The sequence below is a fragment of the Mucilaginibacter sp. SG564 genome, from assembly GCF_013149275.1.
GTDB lineage: Bacteria > Bacteroidota > Bacteroidia > Sphingobacteriales > Sphingobacteriaceae > Mucilaginibacter.
Window position 1 is genome coordinate 559,401 of the sequence record NZ_JABGNA010000001.1, and the last position, 17,812, is coordinate 577,212.

Here is a 17,812-nt window from a genome sequence, read left to right on the forward strand (position 1 = left end):
CTTTATTTTTAAAATCAAAATCTCAAAAATACATTATGACTAAAGTGCTGATTATTGGTGGTGGGATTGTTGGTCTGAGTTCAGCTTATTATTTACATAAAGCCGGGCACCAGGTTACCGTGGTTGATAAAGGAAATATGACCGACAATTGCTCTTATGGGAATGCCGGCATGATCGTACCAAGTCATTTTATACCCCTGGCCACACCAGGTATGGTAAGTCAGGGTATCCGCTGGATGTTTAGCAGTAAAAGCCCGTTCTATGTAAAACCTTCGCTCAATCCGGAATTGATATCCTGGGGCCTTAAATTCCTGAAAAAGGCTAATGCTGAGCATGTGGAAAGATCGGCTATTCCTTTAACAGAACTTTCTTTATTGAGCAAACAACTTTACCAGGAGCTGAGCAAAGAGCCTGATTTTGAATTTGATTTGATTGAAAAGGGTATCTTGATGTTTTATAAAACCGAAAAGGCTGCCGAAGAAGAAGCTCATATGACTGAAAAGGGCAGGCAACTAGGCCTGGATATGAAAGTGCTCACACCAGCCGACTGCATAAAGCTGCAACCCAAATTGAATCTGGATGTATTGGGTGCAGTGCATTACGGTTGTGATGCGCACCTTTCGCCCAATAAGCTCATGACTGTTTTATTAAAATATCTACGGGCTGTAGGTGTTAATTTGATCGCTAACAAGGAAGTTACAAAAATTGAAACTTCAAACGGCAAAGTAAGCCGTGCATGGGCATCTGGAGAAGAATTTACAGCTGATGAATATGTGATAGCAGGTGGCTCATGGTCGCCAGCCATAGGCAAATTATTAGGATTGAAAATCCTGCTGATGCCGGGTAAGGGCTATTCCTTTAATGTTTCGGATAATGCCGATGTAATGCAGATCCCAGCCTTATTGGCCGAAGCCCGTGTTGCTATTACCCCCATGAACGGAGGTTTACGCTACGGCGGAACAATGGAGCTTGACCGGATCAATAGCCGGATAAATATGAACAGAGTAAAGGGCATAGTAGAGTCGGTACCTCAATATTTTCCTGATCTTAAACCTGTTGTTCCACAGCAAAAAGATATCTGGTATGGCTTCCGGCCAGCATCGGCAGATGGGTTGCCTTATATAGGCAGGAGTAATAAATACGCTAATCTGACCATAGCTACCGGGCACGGCATGATGGGTTTAAGTTTGGGGGCGGCAACCGGTTTACTGGTAACTGAAGTTATTTCGGGTAAACCAACAACCATCAATATTAATGGCTTTGATCCTAACCGGTAGGATAAATTCAAATTCTCATGATAGTTATCCTCTTATTAGTAGAATTATATTAATAATTTATTTATAATTGTTTTATTTACAATTATAAATATTCATATTTATATATAGTTATTCTATATTTTAAAATTGTTTAGTTAACAATAAAAGCAAACTATCCGTCAATTTTTAGGGCATTTTTATCCTGATGTTACAATAAATTATCCACTAATAGCCGGATATTATCTTTTTATGTTTGATTAATGGTTTTTTGAGTTAAATAAATGTAATTTCAGAATGAATTAATTCACAGCAAGATGAAAGTTTTACAATTTACCATCCCGTTGCCTCATGACAAAAGTGTAATAGTGGAAAAGGTTCATCTACCTCATCATTATCCTTATCTACACCGGCATAAAGAGATCCAGATCACCTGGATACGGCAAGGGGAGGGTACTTTGATAGCCGGAAATAATATGCATGATTATTCGGCCGGTGATATATTCTTTTTAGGAGCCAATTTGCCGCATGTATTTAAAAGCAATCCCGAATATTTTGCGCAAAACACCAATAAACAGGTAGAAGCATTAACCATCTTTTTTGACCCGGAGGAAGCGCTGGCTTCTTTGTTTAATTTACCGGAGATGACCCCGGGCAGGATATTTATGCAACAGCATCAACAAGGGTTTAAGATTCCTGGTGAGAATACAGATGAGATATTGCGAATAATGACCACTTTGAAAAATGCATCGGGCCCTGATCAGCTTGTGCAGTTTTTATATCTTCTTAAGGGGCTTACTAATCTAAAAGATAAATTAGATCCATTATCCACCTATGGTAATCTCCCCGGTATCACCGAAAATGAAGGTATACGCATCGGTAAAATCTATAATTTTATCATGCAGCATTATAGCGATCCTATTACCCTGGAGGATGTAGCTAAAGTAGCCTATATGACACCAGAGTCGTTTTGCCGTTATTTTAAAAAACACACTGGGCATACCTTTGTTTCATTTCTGAATGAGATCAGGATCAACGAGGCCTGCAAAAAACTGATCGCTCACAAATTTGAAAGCATTAACTCAATTGCCTATAAATGCGGTTTTAACAGCATAACCAATTTTAACCGTGTGTTTAAGTATATTATTGGTAATTCTCCGCGTGGTTACCTTGATGCTTATAACAATAACCTGGTAAGTCTTAACAGGGCTGCCAGTTAAACCACGATAGAAAAACTTTTCCTTAAAAGACAGACAAGGATAGTGGATTATCTGGCTATGATTACATTAGCCTGAACCATTATAACGCTATGTGATGAAGTTTACCGGTATTTCTGTTCAGAAGATCGTAATAGAACAACTTCCCTCACAATGCCACTTTATAATCTGTTAATGAAAAATATAATCAGTAAAATTTTTGGTGCTTCTTTTATAATAGGATTGCTGTGTATCGGTACGTTAAGCTCGTTTCGGAATCAAAATAAGCAGAAAGCAACATCCCCGGTAGATGAGCCAACACCCCGCATCGTTAATATTGTCAATTTCATTCGTTTACTGGAACCCCGTGATGCCGCGATTACCGAGGATGTATTGTACCAGACTGTGGTGAAGCAGGTAGAGATCATGAAGAAGTATAAACTCGGGGGGACTTTTTTATTACAATATGACGCGCTGATTGACCCACGGTATCAAAAACTGCTGAAAGCTTTACCCCGCGATTCTTTTGAGATAGGAGCCTGGTGGGAAATACCCCAGCCACAGGTAGAAAAAGCGGGATTAAAATGGCGCGGAAGATATCCATGGGACTGGCGCGCCAATATTGGTTTTTCCACCGGCTATACACCAGAGGAACGGGAAAAGCTGATTGATGTGTACATGGCCGAATTTAAACGGATCTTTGGTTATTATCCTAAGTCTGTGGGTTCCTGGTTCATTGATAGTTACAGCCTGAATTATATGTATCAAAAATACCATATTGTGGCGTCCAGCAATTGCAAAGATCAATACGGTACGGATGGCTATACCCTTTGGGGTGGTTATTGGAACCAGGCTTATTATCCGAGCAAGATCAACTCCTATATGCCTGCTCAAAACGAAAAGAACCAGATCCCCGTGCCGATCTTCCGGATGCTGGGATCTGATCCCATACGCCAGTATGATACTGGTCTGGGGACAACCCGCCAGGGCGTGGTAACATTAGAGCCCGTTTACAAATTTGGCGGCGGCGACTCTGCCTGGGTAAATTGGTTTTTAAAATCATTTACAGAGGATAAGTGTCTTGGATTTAATTATACACAAGCGGGGCAGGAAAATTCGTTTACCTGGGATGCTATGGCTAAAGGTTTTGAAATACAGATGCCTTTATTGGCGCGATTACGAGATGAGCACAAGATCAGGGTGGAAACTATGGAAACTTCGGGCCGCTGGTTTAAAGAGAAATATAAAGTTACACCAGCCACTTCATTCGCGGTGAGTAAAGATATGGAGGGAAGTGATCTGAAAACCGTATGGTTCAATAGTCGTTTTTACCGGATCAATATGTTGTGGGAAAATGGTACGCTCCGTATTCGTGATCTTCATCTTTTTGATGAAAGTTTTCCCTCTGTTTATACCAAACAAGTAGCAACCTCTAATGAATGCTCATTTTTTACCTTACCGGTTATTGATGGCTATATTTGGAGTAAACCTGATCAAATAGCTGGCCTAAGATTGAAAGTATTGATTGATGGGCAGGAAGTATTGGTAAAAGGGAAAGATCCGGTATATAGTCAAACTCAGGCCGGTCACTTACATGTAACCTGGCCCTTAACCTCTGTTAAGGGATCTTTTGAGATGGATATGGACGAAAAGCGATTGAAAATGAAGCTGGTTAGTGACCATGCTTATACGTGGTATTTTGATATGACTACCGCTGCTAACGCGAAATTGCCCTTTGAAGCAATCCTTGATAATCAGATCGCATGTAGTTTTGAAGGTATGGACTATGTTTTTAAACCAATCAGGGGCAGCTTTTCAAAACCTGGCAATGGAGTTTTGTTCCGGTTAAAGCCCGAAATGAATACTGTTCTTTTTGATCTTTCCGATATAAAGAAGCCTTGATTTGAACTATAAATAGTATTGCATTAGTCCAGGTCATTGATGAGGCCTGGTTCTTCTTTCTTCAGGCGTAGGTTCATAACTATGGGTACGATGATCATATAAACAGCAATGTTGGATAGCCAAACAGCACCTGGCCATTGCTTTTGAACCAGAAAATAGATGGAAGAGAAAACCAGTGGACCTATAATAGCAGATAGGCTGATAACAGAGGTAAGCACTCCCTGAAACTGCCCTTGCTTACCTTTTTCTACTTGTTTTGTAGCCAGTGATTGCAGGGCTGGGGTGCCTATACCACCAAGGGCGAAGACCGGCATTATCGCAAAAATCATCCAGCTTTGTTTTGCCAAAGCCATGACCACCAGTGCAAGACATGCACAAGCAAGACCCACAAATATGGTTGGACGATCGCCCATAAGTTTAACCGCGGGCCCGGTGAGGAAAGCCTGCACAAGCGCCTGGCAAACGCCAAATGCGCCCAATGATAAACCAATCCATAACCCATTCCATTTAAAGGTGTCGGCGCCCCATAGCGCCCAGCAGGTGCCATATACCTCACCAGAAAAACTGAAGATGAAAAATACTAAGATCAATGGCGCTAACACTTTCATGGAGAAAGCCCATTTCATTGGCTGTAGTGGGTTTAATGCGCTTAGATCGATCTTCTCTTGCTGAGCTTTGCGCGATTCGGCCAGTACAAATAATGCCAGCAGCATATTACAAGCATTAAGGCCCGCAGCAACGATGAAGGGGAGCCGTAGCCAGTAATCGCCCAGTAGACCACCGAGAACGGGGCCTATAATAAAGCCAACGCCAAACATGGCATTAAAAACACCGAACCGGCCAGCTCGTTTATCTTCTGGTGATATATCGGTGATATAAGCTGTTGCAACGGCCATATTGGCGCTGGTAAGTCCGGCGATGGCACGTCCGATCAGTAATAACCAAAGTGTTGATGCAGATGCCATCAGTACATAGCTGATAGCTGCTCCGCCTAGCGATATTAGTAATACAGGGCGCCGCCCCAGTCTGTCGCTGAGCGCGCCCAGCACTGGTGCAAATACAAATTGCATTACTGCGTAAAGTGCGGTTGTTATGCCGATATAAGGAGCTACATTACTGGTGTGTGTCACTTCCCGGAGCAAGCCAGGTAATATAGGAAATATAAGACCGATGCCAACGGCATCAAGTGCTATGGCAGTGAAAATAACAAAAAGAGGATTCTTCATGATAGCATAATAGTTCGTTGACGATGATGCCAACGAACTTATTAAAATGTGCAATGGGGTAGATTAGGTAAGTTTATAGTGTGGAGCAGCAAACCAGGTTTCGGCAGCCCGTTGAATTTCTGCAAGGTCAGGATCCTGATCAGAAGTCCAGGCGATAAACCCATCCGGACGTATTAGTAAGGCGCTTAGGCCTAGTTGTTCTTTTGCCCGGCCCGAAACATACCTGATCTGGTTACCGTATTCACCAGCGAGTGTTTTAAGTGAAGCATTCGAATCAAAGTCAAGCAATATTCCCTGACCCTGGTGCATGAATTCGCCAATTGTAACGCCGTTTTCCAACTCAAAGTTAGGAATGCTACGGCCGAGCAGCGGGTGATTATTACCGAGATTATAATGCGTGTTAATGCCCCATACGCGGCTTGCAAAGTAGGTGGCGCCATCGCGGGTGTTAATCAGGTCGCGAAAAATTGTGTTAAGTGCATTGGCTGTGGTACCCGGTTTCATGATTGCGATCTGGGCGCGTGACCAATCCAGCACCTGTGCCCCAAGAGGATAGCGTTCGGTATAATAACTATCCAGTAAGCTTTCCGGCGCTTGCCCGTGAATGGTGGCAGCAAGCTTCCAGCCAAGGTTCATGGCATCGCCCAGGCCAAGGTTAAGTCCCTGGCCGCCCAAGGGTGAGTGAATATGAGCGGCATCGCCTGCTAAAAATACCCGTCCGTTGCGGTAGGTTGTGGCTTGCCGTGCACGGTCGGTCCATGTGGTTGCGGTACGCAGGGCACTGATAGTTACATCGGTATTGGAGATGCGGCGCAGCACTTCCTGTACATGTTCAAGCGTAAGAGGTTTCTTTGAGTGATGGAATGCACCGCCATCAAAATCCTGTAATAGTACGTAACCCGGTTGCGATTGCATATACATGCCTTTATCTGTCACGTTTCGGCCCGGTTTGAGCTTTTCGGGATCCGTAATATCAAGCAGTGTAGAGTAACCGGTAAATTCCGGTTCGGTACCGGCAAATTCAAAGCCGCCGGTTTTACGAACCACGCTACGGCTACCATCGCAACCAACCAGGTATTTACCTTGAAAAGATTGCTCATCTGATTGAACGGTAACTCCATCCGGGGTTTGATGAAAGCCGGTAATGGCCAGCCCGCGTTTGATCTCTACGCCCAGGGATTCCGCGCGACGGATCAACACGGTCTCAAGCTCCTGCATTTCGGTGATCAAATTGGTATCGGTGGAACTTGGCAGGCGATACTTCCATTGTGAAGTGTCAATGTTGGCATCAAGAAATTGAATGCCGGCAAAGTGACCTCCGGGGCGTTGTGCGCCTTGTTTGGTATTTTGATGTGGGTTTTTAACGCGCTTATGTAGCTCAAGATCTTTTAGTAAATCACGGCGGTATAACGCTTCAACAGAAAGCGCGTTAAGCCCCCGGATACCGAAAGGAAGCTGTTTTAGAGGTGAATGAGGATTCTCGGCCTTTTCCAGTATAAGAACTGTGCATTTGGCCAGGGCAAGTTCACAACCCAGGAACAGACCCACGGGGCCTGCGCCTGCAATAATTACATCGTATATTGATTGATTTTGTGTAGTTTTCATATTGAATTATTTATACACAAAACTCCCGAATGTTCCTGTATCAGGATTGTATAAACGCGACAAAATCATTGCTTATAGCCGGTCTTTCTTTTCTGGCTTTTCGCGCGAAGGCAGCTGGTGTTGTTCCACTGTAACGTTTAAATTCCCTGCTTAGGTGTGGTTGATCCGTATAGCCCAGTTCATGAGCTAAGCCGGTAATGTTGACGTTTGGATTAGTCCATAATTGGTTTCGTACCTGCTCAAAACGTATCAGGGCAGATACATCTTTAACCGTTTGTCCCGATGATTGCTTGAAGTTTCTTTCGAGGGTACGAACAGTTGCATGAGCAGCCTCCGCTACCTGACTTACCGGCATAGTGCCGTTTGCCTCTCTCATGGCAACTCCTGCTTTAAATAGCATGCTGCTGGTAGCTACGTTCGACCGTGCATTCATAAAGTATTGTTTTACCTCGGCTATCGCTTCGTTTATCTTACCTGTTTGAATATACTTGTTTAATGCAGGCTGAAGCTGGGCTATGGGATGCTCAAATGTACGCACCCCACCTTCACCAGAAGGCAGTCCAAGCAAATCGAAAACCGTCCAAGGAAAGCACCTGATGGCGATAATCTCTAAACGTTTTTTTGAGTAAAAGTGGGCAGGCTGATTGAGTAGCCCCATCATAAACGGTGATGGTAATGGCTGCAAATCGCCATTGTATGAAATGAAGATATCTCCGAAATAAAAAATAATCTCCACATAGCCATCAGGCTGCACTTCAAAACTTGATGGTAATTCTCCTGATTCTCTTATGTTGTACCAAAAGCATTTTATGGTATCCCGTAGCTCTTCAGGAGGTTCAAATTCTTGGTGCTGCATTTTAGGAGGTGGCATATTTAGGATATATCTGATGCAATTATATCAAAATACGAAAGTTAAATTATATAAAAAAGTTAACAAGACGGTCTAAGGGTAACATCGGCTTTTTTATGAAAGGAATTGTATCCATGAAAAAAAAGCTTCCTGGATACAATTCTTACCATTACCCCGTAATTTTTAAATCGGTACCCGGTCAATTAAAAGCTAAACGCCAGTGAAGTGGTTAAGGCGATGTTATGATCCAATGTTTTGTTGTTGTTATTGACAAAAATATCGTCTTTGCTATTCAAACTCCTAATCTCTGTTCGCCATGTTAAATTGCTGAGGATGTTATAATCTACATTTGCCGAAAAGCCCCATGTTTTAAAACCATTGGGTGTATTTGTAGCTATAATGACGCCATTTTTATCATTATAATATTCAGCCCTTACACCAATGCTGGTTTTGGACGTAGCCGCGTATTTTAAGATCAGGGCAGATGTATACCAGGTGTTAAAATCTGATGATCCTTTGGTTTTTTGCTCAGCTCCTATATCAAACCCAAGTGTGGCCGCCCATTTGTCGCTTAACTGAAAAATGCCATAAAAATCATGGAAGTAACGCATTTTTCGCACACTATCCGGTTTATCATTTCCAATAAAGGTGCTGCTATTCAGTGTTATTTTGGATGATGGTTTAAAAGTAACCTGTGTGCCAAAGGCCGGAGTGGTATTACCATCAATTCTTTGTATGCGCTGCCATCCATTCAGCACTAAGGCGCTTAAATACCATTTTTCATTTTGGGAGGTATAGCTCAGCCTCGCTCCGGTTTCAAAATAGGGTGAGTTTTCGGCAGCCAAACTGCGGCTAAGTGTTGGGTTATCCTTGCCTACAGCACTTTCCCAACCAATGTGTGATGGCAATACACCAGCATCTATCCATAAATTATTTTTAGATGATAACCTGACACCAATATTAGCTTCATAGATATTTTTGAGCAGGCCAGGTTCTGCAGAATAATTAGCATTCATGTAGGTACCGGTGGCAAATGTGAAATTCCCCCGCACTTTGTCAGAACTGTAAGCGGCTTTAATGTATGCCAGATTTAAATTAACCTCATTATTCCTGCTGAAATTGTATAAGAATGGCGGCATAGTATTGTTGAGTGGCCTGTTAAAATCATAGTTGTAATAAGCTTCCAGGTAAGCACTTATGGTAATGGGAGAAGTTTTTGTTTCCTGTGCCATTGCACCGGCAGTCATTAATAATATTATTCCTGTAATAAGTTTTTTCATTTGTTTTTTTGTTTTAATTCTTTGTTCTCAACTGGTCTAATGGCGCGTTTAATTATAATACATTTACTTTCGCTGAGTTAAACACCTGTAGCACAGGATTTATAGTTTTGGTAATTAGAAATTTGGAGTTTAGGAGCACATAAGCCATGCACGCAAACATGAATATGGCAAGGATGAAGATCATAAGGTTTAGTTTCTGAAGGAGTGGACAGATTTAAAAATAGCCGCGAGAAAGCGAGGCCGAGCAGGGCATAGATCATAGTTGTTATTTGTTTTGAGTATTTATTTAGTGATGCAGGAAAAAATGAAATTTTAAGTAGCAGATATAGAGCAGGGACAAGGTCATGAGCCAGGCGAAAACAATAATGACAACATCCTTAAATGTGTATTTTTCCTTTTCTTCAGAGGACTTAGTGGCGGGGAGATGTATTCGTTTTTGCATGGCGAGCATTTCTTGTTTGCCTCGTAGTGCCAAAACAAGGGCCAGACCAGGAGAAAATCGCAGTAAACTAAACTAATTGATTGTTGGTCAATTTATTAAATTGAAAAATAACAGAGTGCTATGTATACGCCACGCTTTGAAAGAACTCTCATTTTGAGAGGGTATATCAATATTGAATGGTTGTGATATCTACGATGCAATTGAATTTTATATCCTGCAACAGAGTATAAACTTTTACCATAATTGTATAAAAACGGATCAAAGAATTGCCGTAATTTAGCACTGTGAAAAGAGTCGCAGTCATATTACTTCTCCTGATCTACACGGCATCTGTTTGTGGAATTACCATAACTAAGTTTTATTGCTGTGGTAAATTAGCCGGTGTTTCTCTGTCTGTTAGTCCCGCATTAAAAAGTGACCATAAGGCAGCAAGTGGTTCCGATTGCTGCAAAATTGTTAAGGCAAACTTCAAAGTAAAAGACAATCATGTTTCGGCCAAAACAGGTTTAAGCTTAAAAAAATCGTTTGCATTAGTTGATCTTGTATTTTTCAATCCAGCTTCCCTGGAAAAGATCGCCTTAAAAGAATTACAGGGTTATAATAGTGAGGCACCACATGTTCAGCGTAATCCTCTTTACATCCTATATTCCAGTTACAGAATTTAATACCTCAGGTATTTCACCCCATAATCATTTAATCGCTATTCAGGCGAAATTAATTGTTCAACTTATTATTTAATATCTCCTATTTATCAATTTGTTGCTGGAGAATTTCGGTACTTATATTTTTTACAATGAAAACTTTCAAATTTTCGATCATTTTATTTGTTCTGCTTTTGGCAAAATCATTAGTGCAGGCCAATAGCTTTAATATTCAACTTACTCCGTTAACACAGGATTCACTCGTGGCAATTAAAAATCTGAAGCTATCAGATTTTAAAATTCTGGAAAGAGGTGCAATTATCATTTACGAACGCCAGCGTCCGGGGGATAAGCTTAACCTTTTCAAACCAATCCTTACCCATTACTTCAGCATAAAGGGTTCAGATAAAGTTTACCTGCTTACACTGGAAAATTTAAAGAAGATCTATAAAAACGGCCGGGCATTTGAGATTCTGGATACACGATTCAGAACAGATAACGATCTGTTGGACTACGATACTATTCATCAACAATACAGTATCAATTATTACTTGTCAAAAGTAGATCAAGTTTAATTATTAAACCTGCAATAATCATTCGGTTCCCTCGCTAAAATGAAAAAGCCCTCTTGAAAAATCAAGAGGGCTTTGTACCCAGCGCCGGAGTCGAACCGGCACGGTTTCCCACAGGTGTTTGAGACCAGCGCGTCTACCAATTCCGCCAGCTGGGCATGCTCTTATTGTAAGTGGTATTTCTTACAAGCGGGCTGCAAATGTATCTAAACTCTCTTTAATTCGCAACAGATATTTTTGTCTAAAGTAAATTTCTGCTATTTCATTGCGTCGGCTTTCCTGCGCTGTGTGGTCCAAATGTTCGTAACCGGCAGTCAGTTTAGTAAGTTTGTCATTAATATCGCCCTCAATAGCAAGCACTTCCGCGGTAACCTCAGCCAGCTGTCCGGCGTCGTCAACTTCCATCAGGCGTTCATTAATATCCATCATTTCCATTAAAAAATCTGCCGGAAGTTGTGGTTTTGCCCCCTCAGATACCAGGTTATGCAGCTTTAAAATGTATTCCATACGGCGTGCCGGGTCCGAAAGTACCTGGTAAGCCTTGTTATTTAGTGTAGATAATTCCAGTATTTCCTGCTGTTTAGTTTCATCTTCGCCGGCATAAAAATCAGGATGATATTGTTTGCTTAGCGCGTAAAATTTCTTTTTCAGCAATGCCGCTTCTATATCAAATGATTCAGGTATGTCGTAAAATTCAAAATAATTCATAGCACGAATTTCACTAATAAAAACTAATTAGTACGAATGGATGTGCATTAATTACATCCATATTATTGAACTGTGTGCAATTTCTATTTGCGAGTATCCATTCGTGCTAATTAGTTTTTATCCGTGAAATTAGTGTCCGGTATTTCCTATTCGTTGTAATTGGTGCTTATCATTATCTTTGCCTCTTACACCATAATACACCGCAATATGTTGTTTGAAAAAATACGGCAGAAGCCGTTCTTTATATTAGGGCCATGCGTAATGGAAAACCAGGAGCTCTTATACCAGGTAGCCGAAAAAGTGGCCGAAGCAGGTGAACGTTATCAGGTTCCTGTAATATTTAAATCGTCATTTGATAAAGCTAACCGTACATCTATCCATTCGTATCGTGGCCCGGGTATCGAAAAAGGGATGGAAATGCTGCAAAATGTAAAAGACCGTTTTGGCTTGCCTGTAACTACCGATATTCATGAACCCGCACAAGCTGCTATAGCCGCCCAGGTAGTTGATATACTTCAAATTCCGGCTTTTTTATGCCGCCAAACCGATCTGTTGGTAGCTGCTGCAAAAACTGGTAAGATAGTCAATGTAAAAAAAGCGCAGTTTTTATCAGGTCAGGATATGTTTTACCCTGCACAAAAAGTTATTGAAGCCGGTAATGATCAGGTGATACTTACCGAGCGGGGTAATATGTATGGATACAATAACCTGGCTGTTGATTTCAGGAATATTTATGATATGAAAGCTTTCGGACATCCTGTTTGTATGGATTGTACCCACTCGGTACAGCGCCCCGGTGGTGCTGGTGGTAAAACTGGTGGCGATCGTACTTTTGTACCCATGATGGCCCTGGCGGCAAAGGCATTTGGTGCCGATGGATACTTTATGGAGATACACCCTGATCCGGATAACGCGCTAAGTGATGGCCCAAACATGGTTAAATTGCATGATCTGGATAAGGTAATGGCTCCGCTGGTGTCTTGATGAACTAATTTGTCTGAATCTGAATTTACTGAATTAAAGAATTAACAGAATCCAGGTTGAATAATTAATAAGTAAAATTTCGATTATGGTAAACCTAATAAAGTACTGCTCATGAGTATGTATTCATACACAGAAGGAATAATGTGTAAATCACTAATTCAGTAACTCAATAATTCAATAATTAATTGTGGATGAAAGATATTGCTAAAAGGGTTTTTGATATTGAAATTGAGTCGTTACAACATGTGGCCGGCTTAATTGATGATGAATTTTCCAAAGTAGTTAATGTTATACTAAAATCTACAGGTAAACTGGTCGTGATCGGGATAGGTAAATCTGGTTTGATAGGCAAGAAAATAGCAGCCACGCTAGCCAGTACCGGAACACCCAGTTTTTTTCTGCATCCGGGCGAAGCTTTTCATGGAGATCTGGGTATGGTAAGCTCCAATGATATGGTGATGCTGATATCTTACTCGGGAGAGACGGATGAGGTGCTCAGGATCATCCCATTTTTAACCTGGAATAAGAACGTTGTTATTGGTGTTACGGGTAACCCGAACTCAACAGTGGCAAAAAACAGCCATCATCATTTAAATATAAAAATTTCAAGAGAAGCTTGTCCACTTGAACTGGCGCCTACTTCATCAACTACGGCAGCATTGGTTATGGGCGATGCCCTTGCTATAGCCTTAATGGAATCACGAGACTTTCAGCAACATGATTTTGCCCGGTTTCATCCCGGCGGAAGCCTGGGACGTAAGTTATTAGTTAAGGTAAAGGATCTGATGCGTACAGATAAGCTGCCTTTTATAAATGAAAGCGCCACCTTTATGGAGTTATTGCTCAGCATGTCTGCCGGGAGATTAGGGATGGTAATGGTAGGGGACGCCACTTATATCAAAGGAATAGTTACCGACGGTGATTTGCGCAGGGCATTATTACAACATCCGGATACTTCAACTTTAACGGTTGCCGAAATTATGACCCCGAACCCTATTATTATTGATGAAGAGGAATTCGTGAGCCGGGCCGAACAATTAATGATCGAAAAAAAGATCACAACACTGTTAGTGGGTTCTGCATTGGAAAGAACTATCAAGGGAGTTTACCAGATCTATAATCAATAGGGTAGGCTAAGCGACAAAAAAATAAATCTATATTTACGATCTACAGCTATATAAAATGATTGATCAAGAGTCAAATCAATTCCAAAAAAAATTTACACCATCAGCCAATACTCATATTGCTATTATTGGATTAGGATATGTTGGGTTGCCCTTAGCCGTAGAGTTTGCCAAAAAATACCCGGTAAAAGGGTTTGATATCAAACAAAGCCGTGTTGAAGAATTGAACAGTGCCTTTGATCGTACCCTCGAAACGGATTCGGCTGTATTATCTTCGGTATTAACAACTAATGTAGCAGCAGATAAAGGGCTTTTATTTACATCTTCTATCCAGGATATCGCTTCCTGTACTATTTATATCATCGCTGTTCCTACCCCTACAGATCAATATAATCGTCCTGATCTGGGTTTGCTGATTAAAGCCAGTGAAAGTGTAGGCAGCGTGCTTAAAGCAGGGGATGTGGTGATCTATGAATCTACAGTATATCCGGGTGCTACAGAAGATGTTTGTATCCCGGTGTTGGAGCAAAGCTCCGGACTTAAATTTAATGCTGACTTTTTTGCTGGATATTCACCAGAACGTATCAATCCGGGCGACAAGGTGCATACACTTACCAATATTTTAAAGGTAACCTCGGGATCAACAACCGAGGCCGCTGATTTTATTGATGGGCTTTACCGGTCTATTATAACCGCGGGAACGCACAAGGCGCCCAATATAAAAGTGGCCGAAGCATGCAAGGTTATCGAAAATTCGCAACGGGATATCAATATTGCTTTTGTAAACGAGTTGGCCAAAATATTTAACATCATGGATATTGATACCCATGCTGTTTTAGAAGCCGCGGGCACCAAATGGAATTTCCTGAATTTTAAACCTGGACTGGTTGGCGGGCATTGTACAGGGGTTGATCCGTATTATCTTGCTCAAAAGGCACAAGAGGTGGGTTATCATCCTGAGATCATACTAGCAGGGCGCAGACTGAATGATGGTATGGGTACTTACGTAGCCTTGGAGGTTATAAAACTGATGATAAAAAACGATATATCAGTTAAATACTCCAATATACTAATATTAGGTTTTACCTTTAAAGAAAATTGCCCGGATGTGCGTAACACCCGGGTCATTGATATTGTAAAAGTTTTAAGCGGCTTCGAAGCCCGTTGTGAAATATATGACCCCTGGGCTGATCCGGCTGAAGTTAAACAAGAGTATGGCGTAGATACGGTAAAGGACATTCATAAATTGCGCGGAAATTATGACGCGATAGTTATTGCCGTAGGACACCGGGAATTTCTTAATCTAAATTACAATGAGCTCAAGAAAAACGATTTATCGGTTATATATGATATCAAAGGAATTTTAGAAAAAGATCTTGTAAGCGGGCGTTTATAATTCCTGTCGGCTATATAAAAAACTGTTTATATATTGCGGGGTCTTTTGTTTTAGTTAATTGTTTTATATTTGGTTTTGTATGGATTCTCTTAATTTATAATTTTGCGGGCAGCAACTTTACAGCTTTACAACCCGTTTAACATTCAGCCTTCAGGTTGCTTTATAAATAAATTATGCTAATTTTAGCGTGTGTTTTCTACTATAATAAGCTCTAATAAATGATTCACAGATACGCTACTTTTATTAAAGCAGTGAACCTTACCATTGACTATATTATACTTAATATAAGCATGGTAATTTCTTACTTCATCGAAGACAGATCGTATATTTTTTGGATAAATAACAGGAGATATTTACCCATTGTGCTGGTGTTTAATTTGATCTGGCTGTTATCCGCAAATATCACCGGTTTATATGAACATGTTTTAAACAAAGACTCCATAAAAACTTATCGGGGTGTAATTAAAACCTATCTTTTATTTGTAAGCTTTATTTGTTTCACCATTATCATACTGATAGGCACAAAGGCGTATTTTATAACGCGTGAATATTTGTTTTATTCTTTGGCATTATTTGGCTTTTTGCTGGGGTTATGGAAGCTGGTATTCCTCACCATACGTAAAAGCGATCGTGCTTCATTGATTGATACCAGGGCCGTAATTATTATTGGAGGCGGCAGAATAGGTGCCGACCTTTACAGCTTTTTTAAATTAAATCCCGAACGCGGATATAGCATGATCGGATTCTTTGATGATAACACCGATCATATTATGGATAAGCGTCTTTATCTGGGCGGAACGGAAGATTGTATTAGCTGGGTGCTTAATAATAAAGTTGATGAAATATTTTGTACCCTGCCTAATTCAGAGGCGCAAACTATTGAAAAGCTGATGCTCGATGCTGATAAAAACCTCATCAGGTTTAAATTCATTCCCGAATATTATGATTACGCCAAAAAACCAACTTTTATACAAAGCTTTGGGCATATTCCGGTAATATCAGTAAGGCCCGAGCCTTTAGAGAACATGCTTAACCGGTCAATTAAGCGATTATTTGACGTTGCATTTTCCCTGTTTATCATTTTATTCGTGTTTAGCTGGTTATTTCCTATACTCGCTATTTTGATAAAACTGGAATCAAGGGGGCCTATATTTTTTGTGCAGGAACGCTCAGGTCGCGACAATAAGCCTTTCAAATGCTATAAGTTCCGAAGCATGCGGGTAAATAAAGATTCTGATAAGAAGCAAGCGACCCGCGGCGACTCGCGTATTACCAAAACAGGGGCGTTTATCCGTAAAACAAGTATTGATGAATTACCACAGTTTTTCAACGTACTTTTAGGTAATATGTCTGTAGTAGGGCCAAGGCCACACATGATTAGCCATACCCAGCAATACTCTCAATTGATTGATACTTTCATGGTACGCCACTTTCTTAAACCGGGCATTACCGGCTGGGCGCAGATACAGGGCCTTAGAGGCGAAACACAAACAACCCAGGCTATGCTTGAACGGGTAGAAGCTGATGTTTGGTACCTGGAAAATTGGTCGTTCCTGCTGGATATGAAGATCATCTTCCTTACCGTATGGAATGTGGTGAAAGGCGAGAAAAACGCGTTTTAACATGGCTATTTTTCACGATCAGCTCAATCGTGTAATCAGCTTGCCGGCAATCCCCAAAAGGATCATATCTATAGTACCATCGCAAACTGAATTGTTGTTCTATTTAGGGCTCGATACGGAGGTCATTGGCATCACTAAGTTTTGCATCCATCCGAAGGATAAATTTCAAACGGTAACTAAAGTAGGGGGTACCAAACAATTAAATATCGAACTGATAAAAGCTTTAAAGCCCGATCTGATCATCGCCAATAAAGAAGAAAATGAACGCAGCCAGGTAGAGGAACTCATGAATATTTGCCCGGTTTGGGTAAGCGACATCCATGACCTGAATAGCGCGCTTGATATGATCCGTACTGTAGGGTTGCTGGTCAATCGCGAAACAGAAGCCAATAGGCTGTGTGTTGATATTACTAACCGCTTTAACAATCTTGCATTACCAAACACAAATTTAAGCGTAGCTTATTTTATCTGGCGCAAGCCTTATATGGTTGCCGGAACTGGGACTTTTATTGATAATATGCTTCAAAAATGCGGACTTACGAACATTATTGATATTGATCGTTATCCGGAGATAAACTCGCTGGAAATTATAAAAATTAACCCCGATCTGATCCTTTTATCATCAGAACCATATCCGTTTAAGCAAAAACATATCGACGAATTTCAGCTTATGCTGCCTAAGGCAAAAATCATGCTGGTTGATGGTGAAATATTTTCGTGGTATGGCAGCCGATTATTGTATGCCCCTGGCTATTTTAAAAGCATAATAAATGAATTAACGTTAAATTAATAGCAAAGAAATGAGAGAGATAGCTAAAAAACTAAATTTTTGTTTTAAAATTTAGCATTAAACACTATCTTTGCGACCTGTTAAAAATCCTAATGCGGAAGTGGCGTAATTGGTAGCCGCACCAGACTTAGGATCTGGCGCTTCACGGCGTGGGGGTTCGAGTCCCTTCTTCCGCACAACAGTTAAAAACCCGGTCATATTTGACTGGGTTTTTTGTTTTC

The 17,812-nt window shown here is 40.9% G+C and carries 15 protein-coding genes and 2 tRNA genes; 11 read left to right on the top strand and 6 right to left on the bottom strand.

The window, feature by feature from the left end; translation table 11 throughout:
• Nucleotides 1-35 precede the first annotated feature (35 nt).
• From FHW89_RS01925 to FHW89_RS01935, 3 genes are all read left to right on the top strand, one after another.
• Nucleotides 36-1,277: an FAD-binding oxidoreductase gene (locus FHW89_RS01925; protein WP_172333315.1), complete on the top strand. Its 1,242-nt coding sequence runs from the start codon at nucleotides 36-38 to the stop codon at nucleotides 1,275-1,277.
• A 293-nt stretch (nucleotides 1,278-1,570) separates the two neighbouring features.
• Complete coding sequence (locus FHW89_RS01930) at nucleotides 1,571-2,473, top strand: AraC family transcriptional regulator (RefSeq protein WP_172333316.1); 903 nt, start codon at nucleotides 1,571-1,573, stop codon at nucleotides 2,471-2,473.
• A 171-nt stretch (nucleotides 2,474-2,644) separates the two neighbouring features.
• Nucleotides 2,645-4,351 (top strand): hypothetical protein, encoded by a 1,707-nt coding sequence (locus FHW89_RS01935; RefSeq protein ID WP_216650446.1) that lies wholly within the window; start codon nucleotides 2,645-2,647, stop codon nucleotides 4,349-4,351.
• 23 nt (nucleotides 4,352-4,374) lie between these two features.
• Here the strand turns inward: FHW89_RS01935 and FHW89_RS01940 are convergent, their stop codons facing one another.
• From FHW89_RS01940 to FHW89_RS01955, 4 genes are all read right to left on the bottom strand, one after another.
• Nucleotides 4,375-5,577: a TCR/Tet family MFS transporter gene (locus FHW89_RS01940; RefSeq protein ID WP_172333317.1), complete on the bottom strand. Its 1,203-nt coding sequence runs from the start codon at nucleotides 5,575-5,577 to the stop codon at nucleotides 4,375-4,377.
• Nucleotides 5,578-5,640: 63 nt separating this feature from the next.
• Nucleotides 5,641-7,182, bottom strand: a complete 1,542-nt coding sequence (locus tag FHW89_RS01945) for an FAD-dependent monooxygenase (RefSeq protein WP_172333318.1) — start codon at nucleotides 7,180-7,182, stop codon at nucleotides 5,641-5,643.
• A 40-nt stretch (nucleotides 7,183-7,222) separates the two neighbouring features.
• The gene (locus FHW89_RS01950; RefSeq protein ID WP_172333319.1) at nucleotides 7,223-8,038 is read right to left on the bottom strand and encodes an AraC family transcriptional regulator; all 816 of its coding nucleotides are present in this window, start codon (nucleotides 8,036-8,038) and stop codon (nucleotides 7,223-7,225) included.
• A 197-nt stretch (nucleotides 8,039-8,235) separates the two neighbouring features.
• The gene (locus tag FHW89_RS01955; RefSeq protein ID WP_172333320.1) at nucleotides 8,236-9,312 is read right to left on the bottom strand and encodes a porin; all 1,077 of its coding nucleotides are present in this window, start codon (nucleotides 9,310-9,312) and stop codon (nucleotides 8,236-8,238) included.
• A gap of 726 nt (nucleotides 9,313-10,038) precedes the next feature.
• Here FHW89_RS01955 and FHW89_RS01960 point away from each other — a divergent pair.
• Complete coding sequence (locus FHW89_RS01960) at nucleotides 10,039-10,419, top strand: hypothetical protein (RefSeq protein WP_172333321.1); 381 nt, start codon at nucleotides 10,039-10,041, stop codon at nucleotides 10,417-10,419.
• Nucleotides 10,420-10,547: 128 nt separating this feature from the next.
• Nucleotides 10,548-10,970 carry a hypothetical protein gene (locus FHW89_RS01965; RefSeq protein WP_172333322.1) on the top strand — a complete coding sequence of 141 codons (423 nt, stop codon included), beginning with the start codon at nucleotides 10,548-10,550 and terminating at the stop codon, nucleotides 10,968-10,970.
• Nucleotides 10,971-11,045: 75 nt separating this feature from the next.
• Here FHW89_RS01965 and FHW89_RS01970 read toward each other — a convergent pair.
• A tRNA-Leu gene (locus tag FHW89_RS01970) sits at nucleotides 11,046-11,125 on the bottom strand.
• A gap of 25 nt (nucleotides 11,126-11,150) precedes the next feature.
• Nucleotides 11,151-11,675 carry a Fe-S protein assembly co-chaperone HscB gene (gene hscB, locus FHW89_RS01975; RefSeq protein ID WP_172333323.1) on the bottom strand — a complete coding sequence of 175 codons (525 nt, stop codon included), beginning with the start codon at nucleotides 11,673-11,675 and terminating at the stop codon, nucleotides 11,151-11,153.
• Nucleotides 11,676-11,882: 207 nt separating this feature from the next.
• Here hscB and kdsA point away from each other — a divergent pair, with 207 nt between their 5' ends.
• From kdsA to FHW89_RS02005, 6 genes are all read left to right on the top strand, one after another.
• The gene (kdsA, locus tag FHW89_RS01980) at nucleotides 11,883-12,659 is read left to right on the top strand and encodes a 3-deoxy-8-phosphooctulonate synthase (RefSeq protein ID WP_172333324.1); all 777 of its coding nucleotides are present in this window, start codon (nucleotides 11,883-11,885) and stop codon (nucleotides 12,657-12,659) included.
• A gap of 191 nt (nucleotides 12,660-12,850) precedes the next feature.
• The gene (locus FHW89_RS01985; RefSeq protein WP_172333325.1) at nucleotides 12,851-13,786 is read left to right on the top strand and encodes an SIS domain-containing protein; all 936 of its coding nucleotides are present in this window, start codon (nucleotides 12,851-12,853) and stop codon (nucleotides 13,784-13,786) included.
• 55 nt (nucleotides 13,787-13,841) lie between these two features.
• Nucleotides 13,842-15,179, top strand: coding sequence for a nucleotide sugar dehydrogenase (locus tag FHW89_RS01990; RefSeq protein ID WP_172333326.1), 1,338 nt, complete (start codon nucleotides 13,842-13,844; stop codon nucleotides 15,177-15,179).
• 218 nt (nucleotides 15,180-15,397) lie between these two features.
• Nucleotides 15,398-16,801, top strand: a complete 1,404-nt coding sequence (locus FHW89_RS01995) for an undecaprenyl-phosphate glucose phosphotransferase (protein ID WP_172333327.1) — start codon at nucleotides 15,398-15,400, stop codon at nucleotides 16,799-16,801.
• Between the two features lies 1 nt (nucleotide 16,802).
• Nucleotides 16,803-17,591, top strand: coding sequence for an ABC transporter substrate-binding protein (locus tag FHW89_RS02000; RefSeq protein WP_172333328.1), 789 nt, complete (start codon nucleotides 16,803-16,805; stop codon nucleotides 17,589-17,591).
• A gap of 94 nt (nucleotides 17,592-17,685) precedes the next feature.
• Nucleotides 17,686-17,767 (top strand) — tRNA-Leu (locus FHW89_RS02005).
• Nucleotides 17,768-17,812: the final 45 nt, after the last annotated feature.